This window comes from Roseomonas sp. TF40 (genome assembly GCF_057219975.1).
The window spans coordinates 240,792-266,763 of sequence record NZ_JBXVVR010000007.1 but is presented as its reverse complement, the minus strand read 5'-3'; the positions used below and the strand labels follow the sequence as shown (position 1 = coordinate 266,763).

The following is a 25,972-nucleotide window of genomic DNA, read 5'->3' as shown; positions in this document are numbered from 1 at the left end:
CCTACTGCGCTTCATTCGTCCGTCCTTCGCTGGATCGGACTCTACCGAAAAATGGCGCCGTTTCCGGGGAGCACGTCACTGTCTATCCAGGGCTCCGTTTTTCTGGGTGTTGGCCACGCAGCCACACAACCAACACAGCCCCAGAGCGGCAAACTCCATCGCGACGCCACCTAACGCGTTGCGGCCTGCAGAAAGCGTAGCAGCGCCGCGAGATCCTCGGCATTGCCCACCGTCTGGATCGGCATCTTGGTGCCGGGCGTCACCTCGTCCGGCCCTCGGGTGAAAAGGTCCGCCACCGTCTCCACCGTCCAGGTGATATCCCCACGCGCGAGGCGTTCGGAGTACTCATAGCCAGGGACGCTGCCCATGCGCCGGCCGAAGAGGCGGTGCAGATGCGGCCCGGCCATGTTCCCGCCCTCCGCGGTGAGGGCATGGCAGGCGGCGCATGCGCGGAAGACCCGCGCCCCATGCGGGTCGAGCCCCGCCGCCGTTGTCGACTCCGGCTCGCCGCCAAGCGGGCCGACGGGGCGCCCGGTCGCGGCGTCCCAGCGCCGGACACGCCGATCCGTCCCACCGGTCCAGAGGCTGCGCCCATCGGTGCCGAACGCCGCGGACCAGACCGGCAGGCCGGGTCCTTCCAGCGTGTGACGCAGACGCGTGCTCGCCACATCCCAGATCGTGACGCTGCCGCCCAGCGAGCCAGCCGCGAGCAGGCTGCCATCCGGGCTCGCCGCGAGTGCGACGATGGGCCGCGCCCCGGCGGCGATCTCGCGCAGCGCGCCCTCGGGGCTGATCAGGTGCACCAGCCCATCCACCCCGCCCACCGCCAGCGTGCCATCCGGCAGCGCGGTCAGCGCGTTGCGGGGCAGGCCGAACTCGGCCAGCGTCTGCGGCGCCTCGCCCTCCGGCCAGAGCCGTACCGTTCCATCGAAGCCAGCGGTGGCGACCACGCCATCGGGGCGGAAGGCCACGGCGTTGACGTTGCCCTGATGGCCCGACAGCACCCGCACCGGCGCGCGGCCGGTGAGGTCCCACACGCGTGCCGTGCCGTCCCAGGAGGCGGAAGCCAGGCGCTCGCCCTGGGCGGCGAGGGCGACGATCTGCGCCTCATGTCCTTCCAGCACACGCAGTGGCTGCGCGCCCGGGCGCGGGGGCCAGAGCGCGATGCGCCGGTCCTCCCCGCTGCTGGCGAAGAAGCCGCCGGGCAAGGCGGCGAGCGCGTTCACCGCCCCCGCATGCCAGCGCACCACGGCGCGCGCCCGGCCGCTGGCAGGGTCCCAGAGGATCATCGACTGGTCGAACCCGGCCGAGGCCAGGGTGCCATCCATTGCCACGGCGAGTGCCCGCACGGGGCCGCCATGCACGGCCTCCTGGGCCGGAACGATCGAGGGGAAAAGGAGAATCAGGCCAAGAAGGAAAGCGCGCATGCCCTTACCTTGGCCGGAGCACCGCCACCGCCTCAACCCCCGCGCCGACCACCACATCCTCGGCCACCGCGACGGGTGGTGCGGCGGCGGGGCTGGCGGTGGCGCGGACCATGGGGGCGGGCATCGGGCGGGGCGTGTGGCGCTCCGCCGCGTCGATCCGCACTTCGCGCAGCCCCACCAATTGCAGGCCGAGCTGCGCGGCCACCGCCTCGGCGCGCTTCTGAAGCGCCTCCAGCGCCTGGGCCGAGGCCTCCTGCCGGGCGGCGCGATGCGCCTCGCGCGTCAGGCCGAAGCTCAAGCCACCCAGGGCCAAGCCCTGGCCCTGCAGGGCGCCGGCCAGCTCCAGCAGCTTTGTCGGGTCAGCCCCGCGCAGGGTCAGGCTCTGCGTCGCCTGCCAGCTCCGCCCCTCATCGACGCGCGAGGTCCAGTAGCCCCCCGTCGAGACGCGGATGCCTGGCGTGGCTTGGGCGCGCGCCACAGCGGCGGCAATGGTCCGGTTCACCGCCTCCTGCACCGCGGCGGCGGTGCCGGCGCGGGCCTCGGCGCGCAGCGTGGCGGTCACCTCGTCCGGCGCGCGCGTGACCTCAGCGGTCTCGCCGATATGCAGCAGCGTCTCCGCCAGGCCAGAGGGCGCAGGGGCCGGCTGCGCGGCCAGTGGCGTGGCGAGCAAGGCGAGGGGCAGCATCAACAGGGCGCGGCGCATCGGGCGGACTCCGGAGCAAGGACAGCCTCTTTGTAGCGCAGAAGCCATGGCGGGATCACGGCGCCGGCGTGTCAGCTTTTCGCAAGGCGGTTGACGTGTGCGCGATGCGGACGGACGCTACCGCATCCTCGCTGGAGATCCGCCATGCGCCACCTGCTGCTCGCCGCGACCGCCGCCCTCGGCCTGCTCGCTGTCACCCCCGCCGCCCAGGCCAAGAACTTCACCTGGGCGTTCAATGCGGATGTGCTGACGCTTGATCCGCATTCCTCCAACAACACCTTCACCAATACCTTCATGGGCAACGTCTATGAGGCCCTGGTGCGGCACAATGACCGCATCGAGATCGAACCCGCGCTCGCCACCAGCTGGGAGCGCACGACGCCCACCGTCTGGCGCTTCAACCTCCGCCGGAACGTCGTGTTCCATAATGGCGAGAGCTTCGACGCGGACGACGTGCTCTTTACCTGGACGCGCGTGAACGGCCCCGGCTCCATGGCGCGCGGGCTGCTCGGCGCGATCAAGGAAATCCGCAAGATCGACAGCCACACGATCGAGATCGAGACGCATCGCCCCTTCCCGATCCTCCTCGCCTCCATCACGCAGTTCTTTATCATGGATGAGGGCTGGTCCCGTGCGAACAACGCGACGCAGGCCGCCAACCTCTCCCAGCAGCAGGAGAGCGGGGCGACGCGCGCGGCGAACGGCACGGGCCCCTTCCGCATCACCGCGCGCAGCCCCGATGAGCGCACGGTGCTCGAGCCCCATGCCGGCTGGTGGGACACGCCGGTGCACAACCTCACCCGCGTCACCTTCCAGCCGATCCGCTCGGCGGCGACGCGCACGGCCAGCCTGCTCTCGGGCGCCATTGACGCCAGCGTCGAGGTGCCGCTTCAGGACATTCCCCGCCTGCTGCAGGACAACCGCGTGCAGGTGATCGAGGGGCCGGAGCTGCGCACCATCTATCTCGGCTTCGACCATGAACGCGACCAGCTGCTCTACAGCGACGTGCAGGGCCGCAACCCGCTGAAGGACCGCCGGGTGCGCGAGGCGATCTACCGCGCCATCGACGTGGACGCGCTGGTGCGCACCGTGATGCGCGGCAAGGCCTGGCCGGCAGGCATGATGGTGAGCCCCTTCCTGACGGGCGCGCCGCAGGACCTCAATGCGCGCCTGCCCTTCGACCCGGAGGCTTCGCGCCGCCTGCTGGCCGAGGCCGGCTACCCGAACGGCTTCTCGGTCGGCATCGTCTGCCCGAATGACCGCTACGTGAATGACGAACGCACCTGCCAGGCGGTGGCGGCGATGCTGGCGCGCGTCGGCGTGCGGCTGCAGCTGCAGAGCGAGCCGACGGCCGTGTGGTCGCGTCGCACAGCGAATCGCGATTTCTCGATGTTCATGCTCGGCCATGCCGGCCTGCCGCTGGCGGACAGCTACTCGACGCTGAACGAGGTACTGCGCACGGCCTCGCCCACGACGGGCGGTCTGAACTATGGCCGCTGGACCAATGCGGCCTTCGACGCGCTGGTGAACCAGGCCGCCGAGGCGCCCGACGAGACCTCGCGCCGCGGTTTCATCCGGGAGGCGCTGGCCATCGAACGCGCCGAGATCGCGCATGTGCCGCTGTTCCAGCAGCCCATCGCCTGGGCGGCGCGCCGGGGCATCGACCTGCGCCAGGCGCCGGATAATCGCCTGCGCCTCTGGCTGGTGAAAGTGGATTGAGGTTTCGCGTGCCCTGAGACGTCGTGCCGAAGGCAAGCCTTCGGCGTGACGGGCGTCGGCATCCGCCGGCTTGGCTTCGTCGTGCCAAAGGCACGCACGAGGCGTGACGAACTAGCCGCGGGCCGCGCAAAGAGCGCGGACCGCGTGTTGAAAGGGAGCTTTGGGTAGCATGACCGATCTTCTGATTCGCGGCGGCGTCGTCATCACCATGGATGAGACGCGCCGGGTGCTCGATGACGGCGCCGTCGCCATCAAGGATGGCCGCATCACCGCTGTCGGCCCGACCAAGGAGGTGGTCGCCAAGCATGGCGAGGCGAAGCAGGTGATCGAGGCGCGCGGCCGCGCCATCCTGCCCGGCCTGATCGACGGCCACGCCCATGCCGGCCACGGGCTGGTGAAGACCATGGGCAACAATGACGGCGCCGCTTGGACCGAGGCCTGCCGCATCATCTACACCCTGGCCTCGCCGCCCGAATTCTGGCGCGCGGAGGCCAAGCTCGCCGCCTTCGAACGCCTGCGCTTCGGTGTCACCACCGGCGTGTCGCTGCTGGGTGGCGGCGACAGCATCGGGCGCGTGGATCACCCCATCTTCACCGATGTGCATTGCGAAGCGGTGCGCGAGGTCGGCATCCGCTCGATCCTTGTGCTTGGCCCGACTCGCCCGCCCTTCCCGCGCCCCTATGTCGGCCCGGACGGCACGGAAAGGCCGGTGGAATTCGCGCAGCAGCTCGAGACCATCGTCGCCGGACTCGAGACGTGGCACGGCAAGGATGGCATGCACATCGCCACCCTGATGCCCGTCTATCGGGAGGCGAAGCACGACCCCGCGCTGGTCGCGCAGATCGAGCGCCAGGGCACGGCGGTGCGGGAGGCCGGGCGCAAGCATGGCGCGCTGTTCCACCAGGATGGCCACCGCCAGGGCAGCATCGAGCTTGCGGACCGCATGTTCGGCCTGCTCGGCCCCGATGCCTGGCTGAGCCACTGCACCGACCTGACGGATGCCGACATCGACACGCTGGTGCGCACGGGCACTTCGGTGGTGCACAACCCCTCGGCCATCGCGGCGGTGCGCGGCTATTGCCCGGCGCCGAAGATGATGGAGGCGGGCGTGACGGTGATGATCGGCTCCGACGCCACCGCGCCCGATCGCAGCGGCGACATGTTCCGCCACATGTTCCAGTGCATCCGCTACCACCAGCGTCATTTCCGCGACGAGACCATGATCCCGCCGGGCAAGGCGCTGGAGATGGTGACGATCGACGCGGCCAGGGGCCTTGGCATGGCGCATGAGATCGGCAGCCTCGAGGTCGGCAAGCTTGCAGACATGATCACGGTGGATCTCAGCGCGCCGCACATGGCGCCGGCCAACATGCCGGTGGCGCGCGTGGTCTACTTCGCCAATGGGCATGACGTGATGGATGTGGTGGTGGGCGGGCGCGTGATGATGCGCGACCGCGTGACGCCGCATCTCGATTCCACGGAAATCGCCACCGCCGCCTGGCGCGAGGCGAGCGCGATGCTCACGCGATCGAAGCTCGGCCACATGATTGTGGAAGACCCGGGCTGGGGCAGGACGCGGCGCTGAACGCCGCGCGGAGAGGAAGGACGCACGAGATGAAAAGACGCATGCTGCTGGCCGCGGGGGGCGCCCTTGCCCTGCCCGGCCTGGCCCGCGCCCAGGCCTGGCCCACGCGCCCGGTGCGCGTGGTGGAGCCCGGCCTGCCCGGTGGCGGCAACGACGTCACCATCCGCCTCTTCGGCCCCTTCCTCGAACGCGCGCTCGGCCAGCCCTTCGTGGTGGAGAACCGCGCCGGGGCGGGCGGGCGGCTCGGTGTCGAGACGGTGTTCCGCGCCGCCCCCGACGGCACGACGCTGCTGCTGGGCAATGCCGGGTCGAACGGCATCAACGCCGCGCTCTATCGCGACCTGCCCTACAACCTCGAGACCGATTTCACGCCCATCTCGCTGCTCGTCACCGGGCCGAACGCGCTGGTGGTCAACCCGCGGATCTTCCCGGTGAACTCGGTCGCCGAGCTGATCGCGATGATCAAGGCGCGCCCGCCCAACACCTTCAACTACGGCAGCGGCGGCGTGGGTTCCTCGGCGCATCTCTCGGCCGAGCTGTTCAAGCAGATGGCCGGCGTGCAACTGGAGCACATCCCCTATCGCGGCGCCGCGCAATTCGGCCAGGCGGTGGTGACGGGCGATGCGCCCTTCGTGATCGCGAACCTCGTCAACATCCTGCCCTTCGTCACGCGCGGCGAGGCGCGGATGCTCGCGGTGACCAGCATGGAGCGCTGGCCCGACCTGCCGGATGTGCCGACTCTGCATGAAAGCGGCCTGCCCGGCTTCGAGACCATCGCCTGGAACGCGCTGTTCGGCCCGCCGGGCCTGCCGCGCCCCATCGTGGATCGGCTGGTGCCCGAATTGCAGCGGATCGGCCGGCTGCCCGAGGTGGTGGAGCGCGTGAAGCTGATCGGCGGGCAGGTCGTCGCCAGCTCGCCCGAGGTGCTGGCCGAGCGCGTGCGCAGCGACATCGCGAAGTGGCGCGATCTCGCCCAGCGCGCCAACATCCGGGCGGAGTAGCGCGGGTGCCGAAGATCTCGGCCATCCGCTTTCGCGGCATCAGCGTCACGCCCAAGACGAATTGGTGCTTCCTGGAAGTGCACACCGAGGACGGGCTGACGGGCCTGGGCGAATGCACCCTCGCGAACCAGGAAGCGCTGGTGGCGGCGGAGGTCGCGCGGCTTGACGCGACGCTGCGCGGCGAAGATGCCGCCGCGCGCAACCGCCTCGCGCGGCTGGTGCCGCAGGCGCCGGGGGGGCTGGTCGCGGCCACCGCGCTCTCGGCGCTGGAACAGGCGCTGTGCGACCTGGCCGGGCAGCGCCATGGCGAGCCGATCCATGCGCTGCTCGGCGGGGCGCTGCGCGCGCCGGTGCGGCTCTATGCCAACATCAACCGCGGCACGAATCCCCGCACGCCCGAGGGCTTCGCCGCCGCCGCGCGGCGCGCCGTGGCGGAGGGATTCGCCAGTCTCAAGCTCGCGCCCTTCGAGCCGCTGATGTGGGAGGATGGGGCGAGCGCGGAGAACCGTGCCGCCTATGCCCAGGGCCTCGCGCGCATCGCCGCGGTGCGCGCGGCGATCGGGTCCGACATCGACCTGATGGTCGATGCGCATTGGCGTTTCTCCCCCGGCGGCGCGGCGGCGCTGATCCGCGACGTCGCGCCCTTCGACCTGTTCTGGCTGGAATGCCCGATTGCCGAGGCGAATCGGCGCGAGATCGCGCGGCTGCGCGGCCTGGCGAATGAACGCGGCATGCGCCTCGCCGGCGCGGAATCGCTCAGCGGGCTCGGCGCCTATCGCGCGGTGATCGAGGCCGGCTGCTACGACGTGCTGATGCCCGATGCGAAACATGCCGGCGGGCTGGTGGAGATCCAGCGCATTGCCGCGCTCGCGCAGACGGCGGGCATCGAGATCGCGCCGCACAACCCGACGGGGCCGGTCTGCCACGCGCATTCCGTCCATCTCTGCGCCACCATCGCCAACTTCCTGATGCTGGAAGTGCAGTTCGGCGAGACGGAGGCCTTCTTCGACATGGTCGAGGGCGAGAGCCTGCGCTTCGAGGCGGGCCACGCCGCCCTGCCCCAGGCGCCCGGGCTCGGCCTGCGCCTCGGCCCGGGGCCCCACGCGCCGTGGCAGCGGATGGACCGGCCCTGGCTTGATCCGCGCCTTGGTTGAGGCCGGAGCGATGCTGGTCTCGCCAGCGCCCGCCGAAGGCGGGCGAGCGGCCGAAGGGCCGCCGCGGCACGTGCCGCGTAGCCAAGGCCGCGGATGCGGCCGCCCGGCGACTGAGGGGCGGATCGGCAACGATCCGCGCGCACCGGTCTGATGGGCTGGATCGGCTTCAGCGTCACCGCCGCGCTGTTCCAGTGCTGGCGCACTGCCATGCAGCAGAAGCTGCGTGGGCAGCTTTCGGTGAATGCGGCGGGCGTGGTGCGCTACCTCTACGGCGTGCCGGTCGGGATCCTGCTCGTGCTGCTCTACATGTTCGGCATCGGCGGTCAGATCCCGGCGCTGAGCCTCGTGGTCTTCGGGCTCTGTGCCGTGGCGGGGCTGGGGCAGATCATCGGCACCAACCTGCTCATCATGGCCTTCGGCCATCGCAACTTCGCCGTCGGCACGGCCTATGCGAAGACCGAGGCGATGCAGACGGCCGTGGTTGCCGCCCTGCTGCTCGGCGAGCATCTCGCGCTGCTCGCCTGGCTTGGCATCGCGATCGGCGTGGGGGGCGTGCTGTATCTCTCGCTGGCCGGGCGCGTGGCGAGCCTGGGCGAGGCGCTGCGCGGGCTGTTCCAGCCGGCGGCGCTGTGCGGCATCGGCGCGGGCTTCTGCTTCGGCTTCACCGGCGTGCTCATCAAGGCGGCGAACCAGGCCATGCCCGGTGAGGATGTGGTGTTCAAGGCGCTGCTGATCCTGGTGCTGATCAACACGCTGCAGACGCTGATGCAGGGCGGGTGGCTCGCGCGCACCGAGCCCGCGCAGTTCCGCGCCATCTTCACCACCTGGCGCGACAGCGCGCAGGTGGGCGCGCTCTCCGCGCTGGGCTCGGCCTGCTGGTTCTCGGCCTTCGCCCTGGCGCCGGTGGCGATGGTGCGCGCGGTGGGGCAGGTGGAGATCCTCTTCACCCTCGCCTTCAGCCGCTTCTATCTGCGCGAGGCCGCGAAGCGCAGCGATGTCATCGGCGCGCTTGTCGTCGTGTCGGGCGTGGTGCTGGTGCTGATCGGGGCGCGTTAGCTTGATCGCGTGATTCAGACTTTTCGGTGATTCCACCTCAAGTCATCACGCTCTAACGCCGCTGCTCGCTGCGCCCGATCTGGCGGCCCTGCGCGTCATAATGCCGCACCGTGCCGTTGGAGACCTCCGACCGTCCGGTGCTGCGGCCCTGCGCGTCATAGTGGCGCGTGGTGCCGCCGCGTGTCTCCGAACGCCCGGTGGCGCGGCCCTGCGAATCGTAGTGGCGCTGCGTATCGCCGCGCGTCTCGCTGCGGCCGAGGGTGCGGCCCTGGGCATCGTAGTGGCGCTGCGTGTCGCCGCGCGTCTCGGTGCGGCCCTGGGCGCGCCCCAGCGAATCATAGTGCCGCTCCGTCTCGCCCCGCGTCTCGGTCCGGCCGGTGTTGCGGCCCAGCGCATCATAGTCGCGCCTGGTCTGCGCCGCGGCGGGCAGGGCGAGGAGGAGCAGCAGCAGGATCAGGCGGCGCATGGCGGGCAGGATGGCGGTGCGGCGTGGCGTCAGCAGGGCAGCAATCGGGCGATGGTGACCAGGCGCTCGGTCCGGTCCTCCAGCTCCAGGCTGGTCGGCACGGCATGGGTCGAGAGGGGCTGCAGCCCCGCGCGCGGCAGGTAGGCGCGGCCCGGATCGGCGATCCAGACCTCGGCGCCCGCCGCCGCCATGGCCCGCAGCCAGGGCAGGATATGCGCCGTCATCGGCGCCTCGTAGCAGACATCGCCGGCCAGGATCACATCCCAGCGACAGGGCGCGCCGACGACATCGCCCTCGATCACCTCGAGCGTGACGCCGTTCAGCGCCGCGTTCAGCGTGCAGGCGGCGAGGGCGAGGGGGTCGATCTCCGCCACCTCCACGCGGGAAGCGCCGGCCTGCGCGGCGGCGATGGCGCCGATGCCGCAGCCGGCGGCGAAATCCAGCACGCGCTGGCCGGCGACGGAGTCGGGCCGGTCCAGCACCGCCCGCGCCAGCGCCTGCCCGCCCGGCCAGGCGAAGGCCCAGAAGGGCGGCTCGATATTGGCCTGGGCCAGCCACTCCTCGGTGGCCTGCCAGATCGGCGTGATCTCCGTGGCGAGATGCAGCGCGATCTCCGGCACCAGGGGGGCGCGGGCGATCGCGGTATGCGCGCGGATGAAATCCGCCGGCGCCCTCACAGCCGCCCGACCAGGAAGGCCAGTGCGATGGCCAGCCCGACCTCGCGATTCGCCTTGAACAGGCGCAGGCAGCCCGCCGGGTCGTGGATGTCGAGCCGCTTCACCTGCCAGGCGAGCATCGCCGCCGGCGCCGCCAGCGCCGCCAGGAACCACCAGGAGAGCCCGGCGAGCCATCCGCTCAGTGCCAGCAGCGCCACGCAGGCCGCATAGCAGGCGCCGATGAAGCGTCGCGAACTGTGCTCGAAGCGCCGCGCCGTGCTGCGGATGCCCACGGCCGCGTCATCCGCGCGGTCCTGATGCGCGTAGATCGTGTCGTAGCCGAGGATCCAGAAGAAGCCCGCGCCCCACAGCGCCAGCGCCGCGCCATCCAGCCCGCCCGTGGCGGCCGCATAGCCCGTCGGCGCCGCCCAGGAGAACACGAAGCCGAGCACCGCCTGCGGGTAATCCGTCACGCGCTTGGCGAGCGGGTAGAGCGCGATGGGCACCAGCGAGCACAGCCCGATCAGGATCGCGCTCCAGCTCAGCTGCACCAGCACGGCGAGGCCCACCAGCCCGAGGGCCGCCACGAAGGCCAGCGCCTGCCAGGGCTGCACCGTGCCGGCGGCAAGCGGGCGGCCGCGCGTGCGCTCCACCTGCCGGTCCAGCTCGCGGTCCCAGAGGTCGTTCACCACGCAGCCCGCCGCGCGCATGGCGAAGGCGCCGATCAGGAACAGCAGGGTCAGCCGCACCCCCTCCGGCACCGTCGGCGCGGCCAGGGCGAAGGCCCAGAAGCCGGGCAGCACCAGCAGCCAGGCGCCGATCGGCCGGTCGAAGCGGCCGAGCAGCGCATAGGGCTGCCAGCCCCGCGGCAGGCGCGCGACCCAGCCCTCGGCCCGGATGTCGGTGAATCCCGTCATGGCGCTATAGGTGTCGCCGGAGGTGCCGCATGTCCATCCCACGCCTGCATCTGGAGGCACCGCTCGCGCCGGGCGCGCTGGTCGAGGCCGCGCCCGGCCAGGCGCACCACCTCGGCACCGTGCTGCGCCGCTGCCCCGGCGATGCGGTGGTGCTGTTCAACGCGCGCGACGGCGCCTGGGAAGGTGAGATCGCAACCCTGCGCAAGGACCGCGCGAGCTTCCGCATCGCCACCCTGCAGCGCCCCCCCGCGCCGGAGCCCGGCCCCGCGCTGCTCATCGCCCTGCTGAAGCGCGAGCCGATGGACTGGCTGGTGGAGAAGGCGACCGAGTTGGGCGTGGCGCGCCTGCTGCCCGTCGTCACGCGGCGCACCATCACCGAGCGCAGCAACATCGACCGCCTGCGCCAGATCGCCCGCGCCGCGGCCGAGCAATGCGAGCGCCTGTCCATCCCCGACATCGCCGAGCCCGCGCCGCTGCACCGCGTGCTCGACGCCTGGGAGGGCACGCCCCTGCTGGTCGCCACCGAGCGCGGCGCCGCGCCCGCGCTGCATGACATCGCCATGAAAACCGCCGCCCTGCCCGCCTTGCTGGTCGGCCCCGAGGGGGGCTTCGACAGGGCTGAGCTTGACGACGCGCTGCGGCGGCCCTTTGTAGGGGCGGTGGCGCTCGGCCCCCGGATCCTCCGGGCCGAGACGGCCGCCATCGCCGGGCTCGCCGCGATCCAGGCGCGCTTCGGCGATTGGGCGCGTCCGCGCGTCTGAACGCCAGGATAGAGAACGCAGATCATGTCGAATCCGGGCGAGGCCGATCTCACGCCGATCACCAGCACGCGCCAATTGGCCGCGTGGTTCGCCGCCGGCTCGAAGCCGCGCGATGCCTGGCGCATCGGCACGGAGCACGAGAAGTTCGGCTTCCGCCGCCAGGGATACCAGGCACCCGCCTACGAACCCCAGGGCATCAAGGCAATGCTGGAAGGGCTGCAGGCCCGGGGCTGGTCGCCGATCCTGGATGGCGCCAACGTCATCGGCCTGAAGAAGGGGGAGGGCTCGGTCAGCCTCGAGCCCGGCGGGCAGTTCGAACTCTCCGGCGCGCCGATGGCCGATCTGCACGCGACCCAGGCGGAGCTCGATTCGCATCTGGAGGAGGTGCGCGCCGTGGCCGGGCCGCTCGACCTCGGCTTCGCCCCCTTGGGCTTCCATCCGATCGCCACGCGCGAGGCCATGCCCTGGATGCCGAAGGGGCGCTACGCGATCATGCGCAACTACATGCCCCGCGTCGGCGGCATGGGGCTCGACATGATGCTGCGCACCTGCACGGTGCAGGTGAATCTCGACTTCGGCGACGAGGCCGACATGGTCGAGAAGCTGCGCGTCTCGCTCGCGCTGCAGCCGCTGGCCACCGCGCTCTTCGCCAATTCGCCCTTCCTGGAGGGCAAGCCGAGCGGCTTCCTCACGCTGCGCGGCAAGGTCTGGACCGACACCGACCCCGACCGCACGGGCATCCCGGCGGTCGCCTTCGAACAGGGCTTCGGCTTCGAGCGCTTCGCCGATTTCGTGCTCGACGTGCCGATGTATTTCATCATGCGCGAGGGGCGCTGGATCGACGCCGCCGGCGTACCCTTCCGCGCCTTCCTCGAGGGCCGCGCCGAGAAGCTCCAGGGCCACAGCGCGACGATGGGCGATTGGGCGGACCATGTGACCACGGTCTTCACCGATGTGCGGCTGAAGCGCTTCCTGGAGATGCGCGGCGCCGATGCCGGCAGCCCGGCGATGCTGATGGCCAAGCCCGCCTTCTGGACCGGGCTGATCTATGACGACGCGGCGCAGAAGGCCGCGAGCGCGCTGGTGAAGGGCTGGAGCGTGGCCGAGATCCGTGCGCTGCGCACGGAAGTGCCCAAGCTCGCGCTGGGCGCGCGCATCCAGGGCCGGCTGCTGCGCGACATCGCGCGGGATGCGCTGGCCATCGCCCGCGATGGGCTGCGCGCGCGCGGCAAGGGCGAGCAGCGCTACCTCGACCCGCTCGATTCCATCGTCGCCAGCGGCGCGACCCAGGCCGAGCAATGGCTCGCGCGCTACCACGGCGCCTGGGCCGGCGATGCCTCGCGCATCTTCGCCGAGGCGGCGATTTGACTTTTTTGCGCCCTCAGGCGCCGGGCGCCGCCTCCGGCGGCTTGGCTCGCCGCATAGGCGGCGGGCCGCATTCGCGGCCTCGGATCGCGATGCGATCCGCCATTCTTGCTCTATGCTGAGGCGCTTCCTCGCCTACTACGCGCCGCACAAGCGCCTGCTGGCGCTGGACTTCGGCTGCGCGGCGCTGCTCGGCACGCTGGAACTCGGCTTCCCGATGGCGGTGCGCGCCTTCATCGACCACCTGCTGCCGAGCCAGGACATCGCCCTCATCATCCTCGCCATCGGCGTGCTGATGGCGCTCTACCTCGCCTCCGGCGCGCTCAACGCCATCGTCACCTATTGGGGCCATGTGCTGGGCATCGCCATCGAGACGGAACTGCGCCGCCGCGCCTTCGACCATCTGCAGAAACTCTCCTTCCGCTTCTATGACGAGCAGAAGACCGGCCATCTCGTCGCGCGCGTCACCAAGGATCTCGAGGAGATCGGCGAGGTCGCGCATCACGGGCCGGAGGATCTGCTCGTTGCATTGCTGACCTTCATCGGCGCCTTCACGCTGATGCTGCTGGTGCATGTCGAGCTCGCGCTGATCGCCGCCTTGGTCGTGCCCATCGCCGCCCTGGTGGTGGGCCGCTATGGCGGGCGGATGACGCGCAACTGGCAACAGCAATTCCGGCGCGTCGGCGCCTTCAATGCGCGGATCGAGGAGAATGTGGGCGGCATGCGCGTGGTCCAGGCCTTCGCCAATGAGGACCACGAACGCCGCCTCTTCGCCGCCGACAATGCGCGCTACCGCGACACCAAGCTCGAAGCCTATCGCACCATGGCGGTCAGCACGACGCTGAACTACCTCGGCATGCGGATGGTGCAGGTGGTGGTGATGCTGGCCGGCACCTGGTTCATCCTCAGGGGCTCGCTCAGCATCGGCGATTTCGTCGCCTTCCTGCTGCTGGTCGCGGTCTTCTACCGCCCGCTCGACAAGATCAACGCGGTGATCGAGACCTATCCGAAGGGCATCGCCGGCTTCCGCCGCTATGAGGAATTGCTCGCCATCGCGCCGGATGTGCAGGACCGGCCCGGCGCCATCGCGGCGCCCGCGCTGCAGGGGGCCGTGCGCTATGAGGGCGTGGGCTTCGGCTACAGCGCGGATCGCCCCGTGCTGCGCGGCATCGACCTCGCCATCGCGCCGGGGGAGACGGTGGCGCTGGTCGGCCCCTCGGGCGCGGGCAAGACCACGCTGTGTTCGCTGCTGCCGCGCTTCTACGACGTGACGGCGGGGCGCATCACGGTGGACGGAATCGACATCCGCGACCTGACGCGCGCCTCGCTGCGCCGGCAGATCGGCATCGTGCAGCAGGACATCTTCCTCTTTGCCGGCACGCTGCGCGAGAACATCGCCTATGGCCGGCTCGATGCGCCTGAATCCGCGATCCGCGCGGCGGCGCATCGCGCGCGCCTCGACGATGTCATCGCGGGCCTGCCCCAGGGGCTCGACACCCTCATCGGCGAGCGTGGCGTGAAGCTCTCCGGCGGCCAGAAGCAGCGCCTCGCCATCGCGCGCATCTTCCTCAAGGACCCGCCGATCCTGATCCTGGACGAGGCGACCTCGGCGCTGGATTCCGAGACGGAGCGCGCCATCCAGCAATCGCTGGCCGAGCTGTCGGAGGGCCGCACCACGCTGATCATCGCGCATCGCCTGGCGACCATCCGCGATGCCGACCGCATCCTGGTGCTGACCGACTCCGGCATCGTGGAGAGCGGCACCCATGCCGCGCTGCTCGCCGCGGGCGGGCTGTATCGCGCGCTGCATGAGGCCCAGTTCGGCAGTTCCGCCGCCTGACGCCGGGGCCGCTCAGGCCAGCCCCGCCAGCACCTCTTCCTCGGCGGCCAGATGCAGGCTGAGCAGGGCTTCCAGCGCGAAGAGCGCGCGGCGCAGTTCCGGCGCGGTCGCGGGCCAGTCCTGCACCGCCAGGGCGCGCAGCGTGGTCAGGCGCGCGGCCAGCGCCTCGATCTCCGTGTGCATGCGGATCAGCGCCGCCAGCGGATCCGACCCGCCCAGGCGCCGCGCCGCCATCGGGTAGAGCGCGGCCTCCTCGGCACGCTGGTGCGGCAGCAATTCGGCGGTGATGCGCGCCTCCAGCGCCTCGATCACGGGCAGGGAATCGGGCTCCGGGCCGATGGCCTCCCCGGCCGTGCGCAGCCCCTCGACCAGGTCGCGCAGCCCGGCATGCTCGGCGTGGCGCGCGGCGAGGCCGGCGGCCTCGGGCAGCGCGGCGGCCTGCGATTCGCCCGGGCCGGGGCGCAGCGCGGTGAGGGCGAAGAGGATGGCGGCGACGTCGATGCCCTCCTGCACCAGCGCGCCGGCGAGCGGCGCGAGCAGCCCGAAGGCGGCAAAGCCCATCGCCACGGCCGAGGCGGCCATGCCGAGCCAGATCGCCTGCAGCGCCACGCGCCGCGCGTGCTGCGCGATGGCCAGCGCATCCGCCACGCGGTCCACGCGGTCCACCAGCAGCACCACGTCGCCAGCCTCGGCGGCGGCGGCGGTGCCCTGCGCGCCCATGGCGATGCCGACATCGGCCGCGGCCAGGGCCGGGGCGTCGTTCACGCCATCGCCGACCATGGCGGTGGGGGCGCGCGCCGATTCCGCGCGCACCGTCTCGATCTTCTGGGCGGGGGCGCGCTCGGCGAGCACGGCGTCCAGCCGCAGCGCGGCGCCGATCGGCGTGGCCGCCGCCGCGCGGTCGCCGCTGACCATGACCATGCGCGTGACGCCGAGCGCGCGCAGGCGGCGGATGGTGCGCGGCGCGTCCTCACGCATCCCGTCGGCCATGACGAAGGCGGCGACGATCCGCCCCTCCCGCGCCAGCCAGGCGACGGCCCCGGCCGCGGCGACGACGGCGACGCCGAATCCCGCCGGGGGCGGCAGCCCGGCCGCGCGCAGGAAGGCCTCGCTGCCCAGCATCAGGCGCTGGCCCTCGACCACCCCGGCCAGCCCGCCACCGGCGATCTCCTCCAGCGTCTCGGGCACCGGCAGCGCGCCGCGCTGCGCGGCGACCAGCGCCGCCGAGACCGGGTGGGTGGAGCCCTGCGCCAGCGCGGCGGCCAGGCGCAGCGCTTCCGTGCGGGGCAGTTCCGCCAGCGTCTCGATGAGGGCGAGGCGCGGCCGGCCGGGGGTGAGGGTGCCGGTCTTGTCGAACAGCACGGTCCGCACGCGCGCCAGGCGCTCCAGCGCGCCGCCGCCCTTGATGACGATGCCGCGCCGCGCCGCCCGGCCGATGCCGGCCATCAGCGCGATCGGCGCGGCCAGGATCAGCGGGCAGGGCGTGGCCACCACCAGCACCGCCAGCGCCCGGCGCGGATCGCCGGTGAACCACCAGGCGAGGCCGCAGACCAGCGCCGTGAAGGCCACGAAGCCGACCGCCCAGGCATCGGCCAAGCGCGTCATCGGCGCGCGGGAATCCGCCGCGTCGCGGGTCAGGCGGATGATGGCGGCATAGGTGCTGGCCTCGGCCCCCTGGCTGGCGCGCAGGCGGAAGGCATCGCCGGCATTCACCGCGCCGCTGCGCAGCGCCGCCCCCTGGTGCAGCGTGGCCGGCAGGGGCTCGCCCGTCAGCGCGCTCTCATCCAGCGTGGCGGCGGGCTCGAGCAGCGTGCCGTCGGCGGGCACCGTCTCCCCGGGGCGGACCAGCAGCGTGTCGCCCGGCGCGATGGCGGCGACATCGATCTCCTCGACCCCGTCGGGCGTCACCCGCGCGGCGCGGCGCGGCGCGCGGGCCATCAATTCGCTGAGCGCGCTGGTGGCGCGGCCTTCGGCCCAGGCTTCCAGCGCCTCCCCGCCCGCGACCATCAGCGCGATCACCGCCGCGGCCGCGCTTTCGCCCAGGCTGAGCGCGGCCAGGATGGCGGCGAGCGCGATGACATCCACACCCAGCCGCCCGCCCATCAGCGTGCGGATGACGGAGAACGCGACATGCGCGGCCACCGGCAGGGCGGCGGCGGCGAAGGCGAAGGAGGCGAGGCCGGGCGCGCCGGCCAGGACCAGGGCGCCGCCCGTGCCGAGCAGCAGGACGACCCAGATCAGCAGGGCATGGCGCGCCATGCCCGCTGCGCTCACGCCAGCCCCAGCGCCCAGAGCAGCACGCCCTTCTGGGCATGCAGGCGGTTCTCGGCCTCGTCGAAGACCACGCTTTGCGGCCCGTCCATCACCTCGTCGGTGATCTCCTCGCCGCGATGCGCGGGCAGGCAATGCATGACGATGGCGTCCGGCGCGGCATGTTTCAGCAAGGCCGCGTTGAGCTGGTAGGGGGCGAGCATGTTGTGACGGTTGATCTTCGCCTCCGACACCTCGTCATTCATGCTGACCCAGGTGTCGGTGACGAGGCAGCGCGCGCCACGCGCGGCTTCCTGCGGGTCGGAAGTGAGCTGGATGTCCGCGCCCTCGCGCCGCGCCCAGGCGAGAAGCTCTGCCGGCGGGGCGAGTTCGGGCGGGGTGGCGATGCGCAGCGTGAACCGGAAGCGCGCCGCCGCCTGGATGAAGCTCTGCGCGACATTGTTGCCATCGCCCGTCCAGGCCACCACCTGCCCGGCGATCGGGCCGCGATGCTCCTCGAAGGTCATGATGTCGGCCATGAGCTGGCAGGGATGGCTGACATTCGTCAGGCCGTTGATCACCGGCACCGTCGCATGTTCCGCGAGTTCGCGGATGCGCGCGACATCGGTGGTGCGCAGCATGATCGCGTCCACGTAGCGGGAGAGCACGCGCGCGGTGTCGGCGGCACTTTCGCCGCGGCCGAGCTGCATCTCGCGCGCGGTGAGCACCAGCGGGTCGCCGCCGAGCTGGCGGATGCCGACCTCGAAGCTCACGCGCGTGCGGGTGCTCGGGATCTCGAAGATCAGCGCCACGGTCTTGCCGGCCAGCGGCTTGCCCGTGATCTCGCCGCGCTTCGCCTTCACGCCGAGATCGAGCATGTGGCGCAGGCTGGCGGAATCGAGGTCCATCAGTTCCATGAAGTGCCGGGGGCCCGGCGCGGGGCCCCCGGAGTCACGCTTCAGCGCCGCACTCACTTGGCGGCCGCCGCCACCGCTGCCGGCGTCATGCGCAGGCAGGTGCGGTCGAGCAGGCGCAGCGCCTCCTCCACCTCGGCCTCGGTGATGATGAGCGGCGGGGCGAGGCGGAGCACGTTCATCCCCGCGGCCACGGTCAGCAGGCCTTCCGCCACGGCGGCGGCCTGCATCTCCCCGTTCGTCACCTCGGCGCGCAGCTTGAGGCCGAGCAGCAGCCCCGCGCCCTGCACGCCGTCGATCACCTGCGGATGGCGCGCCGCGAGGTCGAGCAGCCCGCGCCAGAGCAGGCGCGCGACGCGATCCACCTGGTCGAGGAAGCCCGGCGCGAGCACCACGTCCAGCACGGCATTGCCGGCCGCGCAGGCCAGCGGGCCGCCGCCATAGGTCGTGCCATGCGTGCCGGGCTTGAGGTATTTCGCGACTTTCTCCTTGGCGAGAATGGCGCCGAGGGGGAAGCCGCCGCCGATGCCCTTGGCGCTGCTCATCACGTCGGGCTCGATGCCGGCCCATTGATGCGCCCAGAGCTTGCCCGAGCGGCCCATGCCGGTCTGCACCTCATCGAGGGCGAGCAGCAGCCCGAACTCGTCGCAGACGGCGCGGAGGTCGCGCAGGAAGCGCAGATCCGCCGGGCGCACGCCGCCCTCGCCCTGCACGGGCTCGATCATGATGCCCGCGGTCTGGGGCCCGATCGCGTCGCGCACCGCGTTCATGTTGCCGAAGGGCACATGGTCGAAGCCGGTCACGGGCGGGCCGAAGCCGGCGAGGTATTTCTCGTTGCCCGTCGCACTCAGCATGGCCAGGGTGCGGCCGTGGAAGGCGCCCTCGAAGCAGATCATGTGGAAGCGCTCGGGGTGGCCGGTCTCGGCGTGGTACTTGCGCACCGCCTTGACCATGCCCTCGTTCGCCTCGGCGCCCGAATTGCAGAAGAAGACGCTGTCGGCGAAGGAGGCCGCGACATGCCGCGCGGCGAGTGTCTCGGCCTGCGGCACGCGATAGAGGTTCGACACATGCATCACGCGCGCCGCCTGCTCCGCGATGGCGCGGGTCAGGTGCGGGTGGCCGTGGCCGAGGCTGGAGGTCGCGATGCCGGCGCCGAAATCCAGGTATCGTCGGCCCTCCGCCGTCCACAGCCAAGCACCCTCGCCCCGCTCGAAGGCGAGGTCGGCGCGGTTGTAGGTCGGCATCAGGGCGGGGATCACGGGATCGTCCTCCGTCATTCCGCGCGGCCGGGCGCCTTTCGCCAGGCGGGCACGGAAGCGTCGGAAAATGCCTGAAAATCCGCGCAGGGTCAAAAAACGCGGCCATGCGTGGCGAGCGCGGCTGGGCTGCACCGGATTGATCGCCGCGCGCGCCGCGCGACGGTCGCCAGCGCCCCGCCCCGCATGGCACTCTGCCGCCATGTCCGAACCGCGCGCCAAAGCAGGTCCCCGTGGGGCCCCCCCAGGTCCGGCGCCGAGTGCCGCGAAGTTGCAGGAAGCGGCGCTGGCGCATCTCGCCCGCTTCGCCGCCACCGAGGCGGGGCTGCGGCGCGTGCTGGGCCGGCGCGTCGATCGCTGGGCGCGCGCGGCGGAGCAGGCAGGGGAGGCCGATGTCGCGCCCCGCGCCGCCGCCGCCCGATCCGCCATCGCCGAGATCGCGCGCCGGCTGGCCGCCGCCGGCACGGTGGATGACGCCGCCTTCGCCGAAAGCCGCGCGCGGCGGCTGCAGCGCAGCGGGCGCTCGCGCCGCGCCACCCTCGCGCATCTGGCGCAGAAGGGCGTGGATGCCGAGACCGCCGCCGCCGCCCTGCCCGAGGGGCCGGAGAGCGAGCTGGACGCCGCCCTGGCCTTTTGCCGGCGCCGGCGCATCGGCCCCTTCGCCCGCGCCGAGATGGAGGCGGAGGCGCAGCGCAAGGCGCTGGCCGCGCTCGCCCGCGCCGGCTTCGCCCAAAGCGTGGCCGTGCAGGCCCTGCGCCTGGACCCCGCAACCGCCGAGGACCGGCTGATCGCGCTGCGTCAGGGATGAGCGACCGCGCCAGGATCACCTTCACGCGCCACGGCGTGCTGCGCGGCGCGCGGGCAAGCCTGCCGCTGTGGATCGGCATGGTGCCCTTCGGCCTGGTCATCGGCGTGCTCGCCGACGCCAAGGGCCTCACCTTCCTCGAGGCCGTGCTGATGAGCGCCATCGTCTATGCCGGCGCGGCGCAGCTGCTGGCGCTGGAACTCTGGACCGACCCGGCGCCGATCCTGGCCGCCACCATCGCCGCCTTCGTGGTGAACATCCGCATGGCGCCGATGGGCGCGGCCATGGCGCCCTGGCTCGACCGGCTGCGCGGCTGGAAACTCTGGGGCACGCTGGCCACGCTGGTGGATCACTCCTTCGCCCTGGCCGTGGCCGAGCAACGGCAGGGCGGGCGCGATGCGGGCTATCTGCTCGGCGTGGGGGTGGGGCTCTGGGTCGCCTGGGTGATCTGCGTCGGGCTGGGGCATCTGGGCGGGTCGCTGGTGCGCGTGCCGCCGGGGCATCCGCTGTTCTTCGCCTCGGTCGCGGCCTTCGTCTCCATCCTGGTGCCGCTCTGGCGCGGGCCGCGGGTGGACCTCGCGCCCTGGGTGGTGGCGGGCTGCGTGGCCATCGCGGCGCAGCGCGCCGGGCTGCCCATGCCGCTGCCCCTCCTGGCCGGCACCTTCGCGGGCGCGGCGCTGGGGGCCTGGCTCGAGCTGCGCGGGCGCGGGGTGCCGCGCTGATGGAGATCCGCGGCGATGTGCTGCTGGCGATCCTGGGCATGGCGCTGGTGACCTATGCCTGCCGCGCGGGCGGCTATGCGGTGCTGCGCGCCGTGCGCCCGCCCGCCTTCGTGGAGGCGATGCTGCGGCATCTGCCGGGCTGTCTTTTTGTCGCCTATTGCGCGCCGCCCTTGCTGGCGGGCGCGCTGCCGGCCTGGTTCGGCGCGCTGGCGGTGGTGCTAGTGCAGGTCTATCTGCGCAACATCGGCGTGGCGATCTGCGCCGGGGTGGCGGCCGTGTGGCTCGGCCAATGGGTGTTGGCGTAGCTCAGGCGCCGGATTGCGCCTGCCAGACCTGACCCGGCCGCATCGCGAGAAACCGCCCGGGCGCGATGCCGGTGGCGGCGAGCGCGGTGGCAAGCTCCGTGGCCGGTTCCTCCGCGCCCTCATTGGTCAGCGGGAAGGTGCCCCAATGGTAGCCCAGCGCCTGGCGCGCGCCGAGCAGGCCGAAGCCGGCCACCGCCTCGGCCGGGTCCATGTGCTGCGCGGCCATGAACCAGCGCGGCGCATAGGCGCCGATCGGCAGCAGGGCGAGGTCCACCGCCCCATGCTTCGCCGCGACGTTGCGGAAGGGCCGGCCGCCATCGAAGCCGGTATCGCCGGCGAAGAAGACCGAGGCGCCGAGCCCCTTCACCACGAAGCCGGTCCAGAGCGCGTGGTTGCGGTCGAACACGCCGCGCGCGCTCCAGTGATGCACGGGCTCCAGCGTGGCGGTGACCCCCGCGCCGAGCGGGCGGACATCGCCCCAATCCGCCACCGTCACGGCGATGTCGGCGCGATGCGCCTGGATCGTGGCGTCCTGGCCGAGCGGGGCAAGGATCAGCGGCCGGTCGCGGTCCCAGAGACGGGCGAGTGTTTCCACATCGAGATGGTCGTAATGGCCGTGCGAGAGCAGCACCGCGTCGATCTTCGGCAGATCCGCGAAGCCGATGCCCGGTGGGTTGCGCCGGCGCGGCCCGGTGAAGCGGAAGGGGCTGGCGCGCTCGGACCAGACCGGGTCGGTGAGGATGTTGAGGCCCTGGCCCTGCAACAGGAAACTCGCATGGCCGGCGAAGCTGACGCGCAGCGCCGCGCCCTCCACCCGCGCGGGGGGGCGATCCGGCGCGAAGGGGCTCGGAACGCTGTCCGGCCAGGGGGTGGCGCGCTCGGTGAGCTGCCATTGCGCCACCTGCCAGAAGCTGCGCGGCGCCTCGCCCCCCGGGTTGAAGAAGCGCGTGCCGTCGAAATGGTCGCTCAGCGCGCGCGGCGCCGGGGCCGCGCGGGGGCCGATGCAGGCGCCGAGGAAGGGCAGGCTGGCGAGCAGGCCGAGCAGCGAACGGCGGGAGGAAAGCTCTGACATCGAGGGATAGATGGCGGCGCCCCCGCCGCGCGCCAAGCCTCAGCCGGGGCCGAACAGATCCGTGAGCGGCGATTCCGGCGCCCAGCGCGGCGTGTTGTCCTTGTCCACCAGCACCGCGCGCACGCCCTCGGCGAAATCCGGATGGCGGGTGACGGTGCGGGTCAAGGCGAGTTCCATCGCCAGGCATTGTTCCAGCGTGCGCGTCGCGCCGCGCTTGAGCAGTTCCAGCGTGACGGCGAGGCTGGTGGGCGAGACGCGGTCGAGCACGGCCAGCTGCGCCGCCGCCCAGTCGCTGCCCTCGGCGGCCAGCGCCGCGCGGATGGCGCCGATGCTCGCCCCGGCGAAGCAGCGATCGATCGCCGGGCGCTGCGCGGCGATGGTGCCGGGCGGGACGGGCGCGGCGAAATCCGCCACGACTCGCGCATCGCCGGCCAGCAGCGCGGCGCGCAGCTCGGCCAGCCGGGCGCGCGGCACGTAATGGGTGGCGAGCCCGGCCTCCACCGCCTCCGCCCCCTTCAGCCGGGCGCCGGTGAGGGCGAGCCATTTGCCCAGCGCGCCGGGCAGGCGGGGCAGAACGTAGCTGGTGCCGACATCGGGGAAGAGCGCGATGGCGGTCTCGGGCATGGCGAGCAGCGCGTGCTCGGTGACGATGCGGTGGCTGCCATGCACGGAAACGCCGATGCCGCCCCCCATGCACACGCCGTCGATCAGGCTGATCCAGGGCTTGCCGAAGGTGGCGATGGCGCCGTTGACCGCGTATTCGGCGGCGAAGAAGGCCTCGACCCCCGCCGCGTCGCCGGCCAGCACCAGCTCGCGCATCCGCCGCACATCGCCCCCGGCGCAGAAGGCGCGGCCGCCCGCCCCTTCCAGGATCACCAGCCGCACCGACGGGTCGTCGCGCAGCGCCCGCAGCGCGCCGTCCAGGCCGTGGATCATGCCGAGGTCGAGCGCGTTCAGCGCGCGCGGGCGGTTCATCAGCAGCGTGCCGGCCGCGCCCTCGCGCCCCAGGATGATGGTCGGCTCTTCCATGGTCTTGGTCCCCTCGCTCGCGCCGCACCCTGCCGCGCCCATCGCGCTTCGGGAAGCCCGCGTTGACAGGGCGGGGGCGGCCGGCCGAGTCTCGGCGCCGATGACCCAGCCGCTCGTGCGCTTCGACGCCGTCTCGAAATCCTATGGCGCCGGCCAGGCGGCGGCGGTGCAGCAGCTCGACCTCGACATCGCCCGGGGCGAGTTCCTGACGCTGCTCGGGCCCTCGGGCTCGGGCAAGACGACCACGCTGATGATGCTGGCGGGGTTCGAGGAACCGACCACGGGGCGCATCCTGCTGGAGGGGCGCGACATCGCGCGCCTTGCCCCGCACAAGCGCGGCATCGGCGTGGTGTTCCAATCCTATGCGCTGTTCCCGCATATGAGCGTGGCGGAGAACATCGCCTTCCCGTTGCAGGCACGCAACATCGGCCGCGCGGACTGCGCCGCGCGCGTCGCCCGGGCGCTGGAGATGGTGCGGCTTGCGGGCTTCGGCGATCGCCGCCCCGCGCAGCTTTCCGGCGGCCAGCAGCAGCGCGTGGCCTTGGCGCGGGCGATGGTGTTCGAACCGCCCATCGTGCTGCTCGATGAGCCGCTCGGCGCGCTCGACAAGGCGCTGCGCGAGGAGATGCAGTTCGAGCTGCGCGCGCTGCATGGCCGGCTCGGGCTGACCATGATGTATGTGACGCATGACCAGGCCGAGGCGCTGACGCTCTCCGACCGCATCGCGGTCTTCGCCGGCGGGCGGCTGCGCCAGATCGCAACGCCGCGCGCGCTCTACGACAGCCCGGCCGATGCCTTCGTCAGCGGCTTCGTGGGCGAGAACAACCGCCTGCCCGGCAGCATCGTGGCGGTGGCGGATGGCCTGTGCCGCGTGCGGCTGGAAGGCGGCACGGAGGTGGAGGCGACGCCGGTGGATTGCGGCGGTGTGGGCACGCGCTGCGTGGTGATGGTCCGGCCCGAGCGGATCGCGGTGGCGCCGGTCGCGGCGCTGGATCTGGGCACGGAGGGCGTGCTGGCGGCGCGGCTGACGGAATCGCTCTTCCAGGGCGACCATATCCGCCTGCGCCTCGCGCTGCCGGGCGGGGCGGAGGTGGTGGCCAAGCGCCCCATCGGCGGCGCCGCCCTGCCCGCGCCGGGCGAGGAGGCGGCGATCGCCTGGCCCGAGGGCGCGGCGCGCGCCTTCCGGGATACGCCATGATCGCGGCCGCCACTGGCGGCCGAGGCGCCGAACGGCGCCCGCCGCTTATGCGGCGAGCCAAGCCGCCGGAGGCGGCGCCCGGCGCCTGAGGGCTCCTATCTGGCTGCCTTCTGGATGTTCCAGGGCACGATGATGCCCGGCATCGCCAGCACGCCCGACAGGCGCGGGCTGACGGCGGAGGGCAGGTACCATTGCCCATGCGGCACATAGGGCACCAGGCGATAGGCGCTGATGTGCAGCGCATCGAGCAGGCGCTTGCGCTCCTCCGGCGTCGCCGCATAGGGGAAGGCGTCGATCAGCGCCTGATGCTCGGCATCGCAGGGCCAGCCGGGCCAGGCGCGCTCGCAGCTTGCCTGCATCGGCACGTTGCCGACCGGGTCCGAGGCCCCGAGGCCGTTCCAGAAGGTCAGGCCGATATGCCAGCCCCCCTCGCTCGGCGGGCGCCGATTGGCGCGGCGGCCGGCCATGGAGGCGAAGTCGGTCGCCTGGACATCGGTGCGGAAGCCCACCGATTGCATCTGCTGCGCCAGCACCAGTGTTGCGGCGTGGACGAAGGGGTTGTCGGTCGGGTCCATGATGACGATGGGCGACCCATCATAGCCGCTCTCGCGCAGCAATTGCCGCGCCCGCTCCCGCGCCGCCGGGCTGCCCAGCCCGGCCGGCACGCCCGCATTCGTCTCCTGCGGCGAGCCGCAGACGAAGAAGGCGTGGCAGACCTGGTAGAGCGCGGGGTCGGGGAACATCCCCTGCAGGATCTCCTCCTGGTTCACCAGCAGCAGCAGCGCCTGGCGTGCCCGCACGTCGTTGAAGGGCGGGTGGATGTGGTTCATGCGGATCATGCCCGGCGCGCCGAGCGTGTTGGTGCGGATGATGCGCATGCCGCGCCGCTGAAGCATCGGCAGGAAATCCACGCCGGGGCTCTCGATGTAGTCGAGCTCGCCCTGGATCAGCGCCAGCACGGCGGTCTGCGCATTGGCGATGTTCAGCCACTCGACGCGATCGACATGCACGCGCTTGCCGCCCGCGGTGCCGGAGGCCGGCTCGGCGCGCGGCACATAGGCCTCGTTGCGGCGATACACCACGCGCGAGCCGGGCACCCATTCCTCGCGCACGAAGATGAAGGGCCCGCTGCCGATCGGGTCGCGGATGGCGGTGAAGGGATCGGTCGCGGCGATGCGCGCGGGCATGATGGCGGGCATGTTGCCGGCCGGCTTGGACAGCGCATCGAGCATCAGCCCATAGGGGCGGTTGAGCGTCCAGGCGATGGTCCTGCCATCGGCCTCGGCGGTCAGGCTGACGGTGATGGCAAGGATCTGCCGCCCATGCGGATCGCGCGCCCCCCAGCGGCGCAGCGAAGCCACGACATCGGCCGCCGTGACCGGCGCGCCGTCATGGAAGGCGAGGCCCTCGCGCAGCGTGAAGCGCCAGGACAGCGCATCGGGCGAGACGCTGTAGGTGCTTACCATCTGCGGCTGCGGCCGCTGCTCGGCGTCGCGGCCGAAGAGCTGGTCGTAGACCATGTGCGCGTGGCTCTGCACGACGCCGGCGGTGGTGTTGATGGGATCGAGCGTCTGCAGATCCGCATTCGGCACGATGCGCAGCACGCGATCGGGCGAGATGGTCTGCGCCTGCGCCGCCCCGCCGAACAGCATGGCGCCGAGCGCCATCAGGGAAGCCAGCCTGGACAGGCAACGGATCATGGCGCGCGCTCCCGTGCGGATGCAATTTCTGTAACGCCCGGATCATCGCCATGCAAGGCGTGCGTCAGCCT

General features: G+C 72.1%; 23 protein-coding genes. 12 read left to right on the top strand and 11 right to left on the bottom strand.

All coding sequences use genetic code 11. From position 1 onward, the window contains the following. Positions 1-170 precede the first annotated feature (170 nt). A complete protein-coding gene (locus AC2D9U_RS19760) occupies positions 171-1,427 on the bottom strand; it encodes a hypothetical protein (protein WP_484752085.1) in 1,257 nt (418 codons plus the stop codon). 4 nt (positions 1,428-1,431) lie between these two features. After that, a complete protein-coding gene (locus AC2D9U_RS19755) occupies positions 1,432-2,130 on the bottom strand; it encodes an SIMPL domain-containing protein (protein WP_484752084.1) in 699 nt (232 codons plus the stop codon). Between the two features lie 144 nt (positions 2,131-2,274). Here AC2D9U_RS19755 and AC2D9U_RS19750 point away from each other — a divergent pair, with 144 nt between their 5' ends. The 5 genes from AC2D9U_RS19750 (at position 2,275) to AC2D9U_RS19730 (ending at position 8,645) form a co-directional block, all read left to right on the top strand. Beyond that, complete coding sequence (locus tag AC2D9U_RS19750; protein WP_484752083.1) at positions 2,275-3,849, top strand: ABC transporter substrate-binding protein; 1,575 nt, start codon at positions 2,275-2,277, stop codon at positions 3,847-3,849. A gap of 169 nt (positions 3,850-4,018) precedes the next feature. Beyond that, on the top strand, positions 4,019-5,434 hold the full coding sequence (locus tag AC2D9U_RS19745) for an amidohydrolase family protein (protein WP_484752081.1): 1,416 nt from the start codon (positions 4,019-4,021) through the stop codon (positions 5,432-5,434). A gap of 29 nt (positions 5,435-5,463) precedes the next feature. Beyond that, positions 5,464-6,435 carry a Bug family tripartite tricarboxylate transporter substrate binding protein gene (locus AC2D9U_RS19740; protein ID WP_484752079.1) on the top strand — a complete coding sequence of 324 codons (972 nt, stop codon included), beginning with the start codon at positions 5,464-5,466 and terminating at the stop codon, positions 6,433-6,435. 5 nt (positions 6,436-6,440) lie between these two features. Next, on the top strand, positions 6,441-7,589 hold the full coding sequence (locus AC2D9U_RS19735) for a mandelate racemase/muconate lactonizing enzyme family protein (RefSeq protein ID WP_484752077.1): 1,149 nt from the start codon (positions 6,441-6,443) through the stop codon (positions 7,587-7,589). A gap of 150 nt (positions 7,590-7,739) precedes the next feature. Continuing rightward, positions 7,740-8,645 carry an EamA family transporter gene (locus AC2D9U_RS19730; RefSeq protein ID WP_484752076.1) on the top strand — a complete coding sequence of 302 codons (906 nt, stop codon included), beginning with the start codon at positions 7,740-7,742 and terminating at the stop codon, positions 8,643-8,645. 52 nt (positions 8,646-8,697) lie between these two features. On the opposite strand, the gene AC2D9U_RS19725 is transcribed toward AC2D9U_RS19730, so the two are convergent. The 3 genes from AC2D9U_RS19725 to ubiA are packed head-to-tail and all read right to left on the bottom strand — an operon-like array spanning position 8,698 to position 10,684. After that, positions 8,698-9,111: a type IV secretion protein Rhs gene (locus AC2D9U_RS19725; protein WP_484752074.1), complete on the bottom strand. Its 414-nt coding sequence runs from the start codon at positions 9,109-9,111 to the stop codon at positions 8,698-8,700. Positions 9,112-9,140: 29 nt separating this feature from the next. Then, complete coding sequence (locus AC2D9U_RS19720) at positions 9,141-9,788, bottom strand: class I SAM-dependent methyltransferase (RefSeq protein ID WP_484752072.1); 648 nt, start codon at positions 9,786-9,788, stop codon at positions 9,141-9,143. Next, the gene (gene ubiA, locus AC2D9U_RS19715) at positions 9,785-10,684 is read right to left on the bottom strand and encodes a 4-hydroxybenzoate octaprenyltransferase (protein ID WP_484752070.1); all 900 of its coding nucleotides are present in this window, start codon (positions 10,682-10,684) and stop codon (positions 9,785-9,787) included. Before ubiA ends, AC2D9U_RS19720 begins: the two co-directional genes overlap by 4 nt. Before the next feature lie 29 nt (positions 10,685-10,713). Between ubiA and AC2D9U_RS19710 the strand changes: the two genes are divergently transcribed. The 3 genes from AC2D9U_RS19710 (at position 10,714) to AC2D9U_RS19700 (ending at position 14,650) form a co-directional block, all read left to right on the top strand. Next, positions 10,714-11,445 carry a 16S rRNA (uracil(1498)-N(3))-methyltransferase gene (locus tag AC2D9U_RS19710; RefSeq protein WP_484752068.1) on the top strand — a complete coding sequence of 244 codons (732 nt, stop codon included), beginning with the start codon at positions 10,714-10,716 and terminating at the stop codon, positions 11,443-11,445. A gap of 24 nt (positions 11,446-11,469) precedes the next feature. Next, a complete protein-coding gene (locus AC2D9U_RS19705) occupies positions 11,470-12,813 on the top strand; it encodes a glutamate--cysteine ligase (protein WP_484752066.1) in 1,344 nt (447 codons plus the stop codon). 112 nt (positions 12,814-12,925) lie between these two features. Then, the gene (locus tag AC2D9U_RS19700) at positions 12,926-14,650 is read left to right on the top strand and encodes an ABC transporter ATP-binding protein (RefSeq protein ID WP_484752064.1); all 1,725 of its coding nucleotides are present in this window, start codon (positions 12,926-12,928) and stop codon (positions 14,648-14,650) included. A gap of 12 nt (positions 14,651-14,662) precedes the next feature. Here AC2D9U_RS19700 and AC2D9U_RS19695 read toward each other — a convergent pair whose 3' ends face one another. The 3 genes from AC2D9U_RS19695 to AC2D9U_RS19685 are packed head-to-tail and all read right to left on the bottom strand — an operon-like array spanning position 14,663 to position 19,073. After that, a complete protein-coding gene (locus tag AC2D9U_RS19695; RefSeq protein WP_484752062.1) occupies positions 14,663-16,909 on the bottom strand; it encodes a heavy metal translocating P-type ATPase in 2,247 nt (748 codons plus the stop codon). A gap of 11 nt (positions 16,910-16,920) precedes the next feature. Beyond that, entirely contained in the window at positions 16,921-17,817 is an 897-nt protein-coding gene (gene argF / locus AC2D9U_RS19690; protein ID WP_484752061.1) for an ornithine carbamoyltransferase, read from the bottom strand. 53 nt (positions 17,818-17,870) lie between these two features. Beyond that, positions 17,871-19,073, bottom strand: coding sequence for an acetylornithine transaminase (locus tag AC2D9U_RS19685; RefSeq protein WP_484752059.1), 1,203 nt, complete (start codon positions 19,071-19,073; stop codon positions 17,871-17,873). 268 nt (positions 19,074-19,341) lie between these two features. On the opposite strand from AC2D9U_RS19685, the gene AC2D9U_RS19680 reads away from it, so the two are divergent. The 3 genes from AC2D9U_RS19680 to AC2D9U_RS19670 are packed head-to-tail and all read left to right on the top strand — an operon-like array spanning position 19,342 to position 20,902. Then, a complete protein-coding gene (locus AC2D9U_RS19680) occupies positions 19,342-19,878 on the top strand; it encodes a RecX family transcriptional regulator (protein ID WP_484752057.1) in 537 nt (178 codons plus the stop codon). Next, a complete protein-coding gene (locus AC2D9U_RS19675; RefSeq protein WP_484752055.1) occupies positions 19,875-20,597 on the top strand; it encodes an AzlC family ABC transporter permease in 723 nt (240 codons plus the stop codon). The genes AC2D9U_RS19680 and AC2D9U_RS19675 overlap by 4 nt, the downstream gene beginning before the upstream one ends. Then, positions 20,597-20,902, top strand: coding sequence for an AzlD family protein (locus AC2D9U_RS19670; RefSeq protein WP_484752053.1), 306 nt, complete (start codon positions 20,597-20,599; stop codon positions 20,900-20,902). Before AC2D9U_RS19675 ends, AC2D9U_RS19670 begins: the two co-directional genes overlap by 1 nt. A gap of 1 nt (position 20,903) precedes the next feature. Here AC2D9U_RS19670 and AC2D9U_RS19665 read toward each other — a convergent pair whose 3' ends face one another. Both AC2D9U_RS19665 and AC2D9U_RS19660 read right to left on the bottom strand, forming a co-directional pair. After that, entirely contained in the window at positions 20,904-21,974 is a 1,071-nt protein-coding gene (locus tag AC2D9U_RS19665) for an MBL fold metallo-hydrolase (protein ID WP_484752051.1), read from the bottom strand. Positions 21,975-22,013: 39 nt separating this feature from the next. Then, positions 22,014-23,003: an enoyl-CoA hydratase/isomerase family protein gene (locus AC2D9U_RS19660; RefSeq protein ID WP_484752050.1), complete on the bottom strand. Its 990-nt coding sequence runs from the start codon at positions 23,001-23,003 to the stop codon at positions 22,014-22,016. A 100-nt stretch (positions 23,004-23,103) separates the two neighbouring features. Between AC2D9U_RS19660 and AC2D9U_RS19655 the strand changes: the two genes are divergently transcribed. After that, on the top strand, positions 23,104-24,201 hold the full coding sequence (locus tag AC2D9U_RS19655; RefSeq protein WP_484752048.1) for an ABC transporter ATP-binding protein: 1,098 nt from the start codon (positions 23,104-23,106) through the stop codon (positions 24,199-24,201). A 95-nt stretch (positions 24,202-24,296) separates the two neighbouring features. Here AC2D9U_RS19655 and AC2D9U_RS19650 read toward each other — a convergent pair whose 3' ends face one another. Beyond that, positions 24,297-25,901: an ABC transporter substrate-binding protein gene (locus AC2D9U_RS19650; RefSeq protein WP_484752047.1), complete on the bottom strand. Its 1,605-nt coding sequence runs from the start codon at positions 25,899-25,901 to the stop codon at positions 24,297-24,299. Between the last annotated feature and the right edge of the window lie 71 nt (positions 25,902-25,972).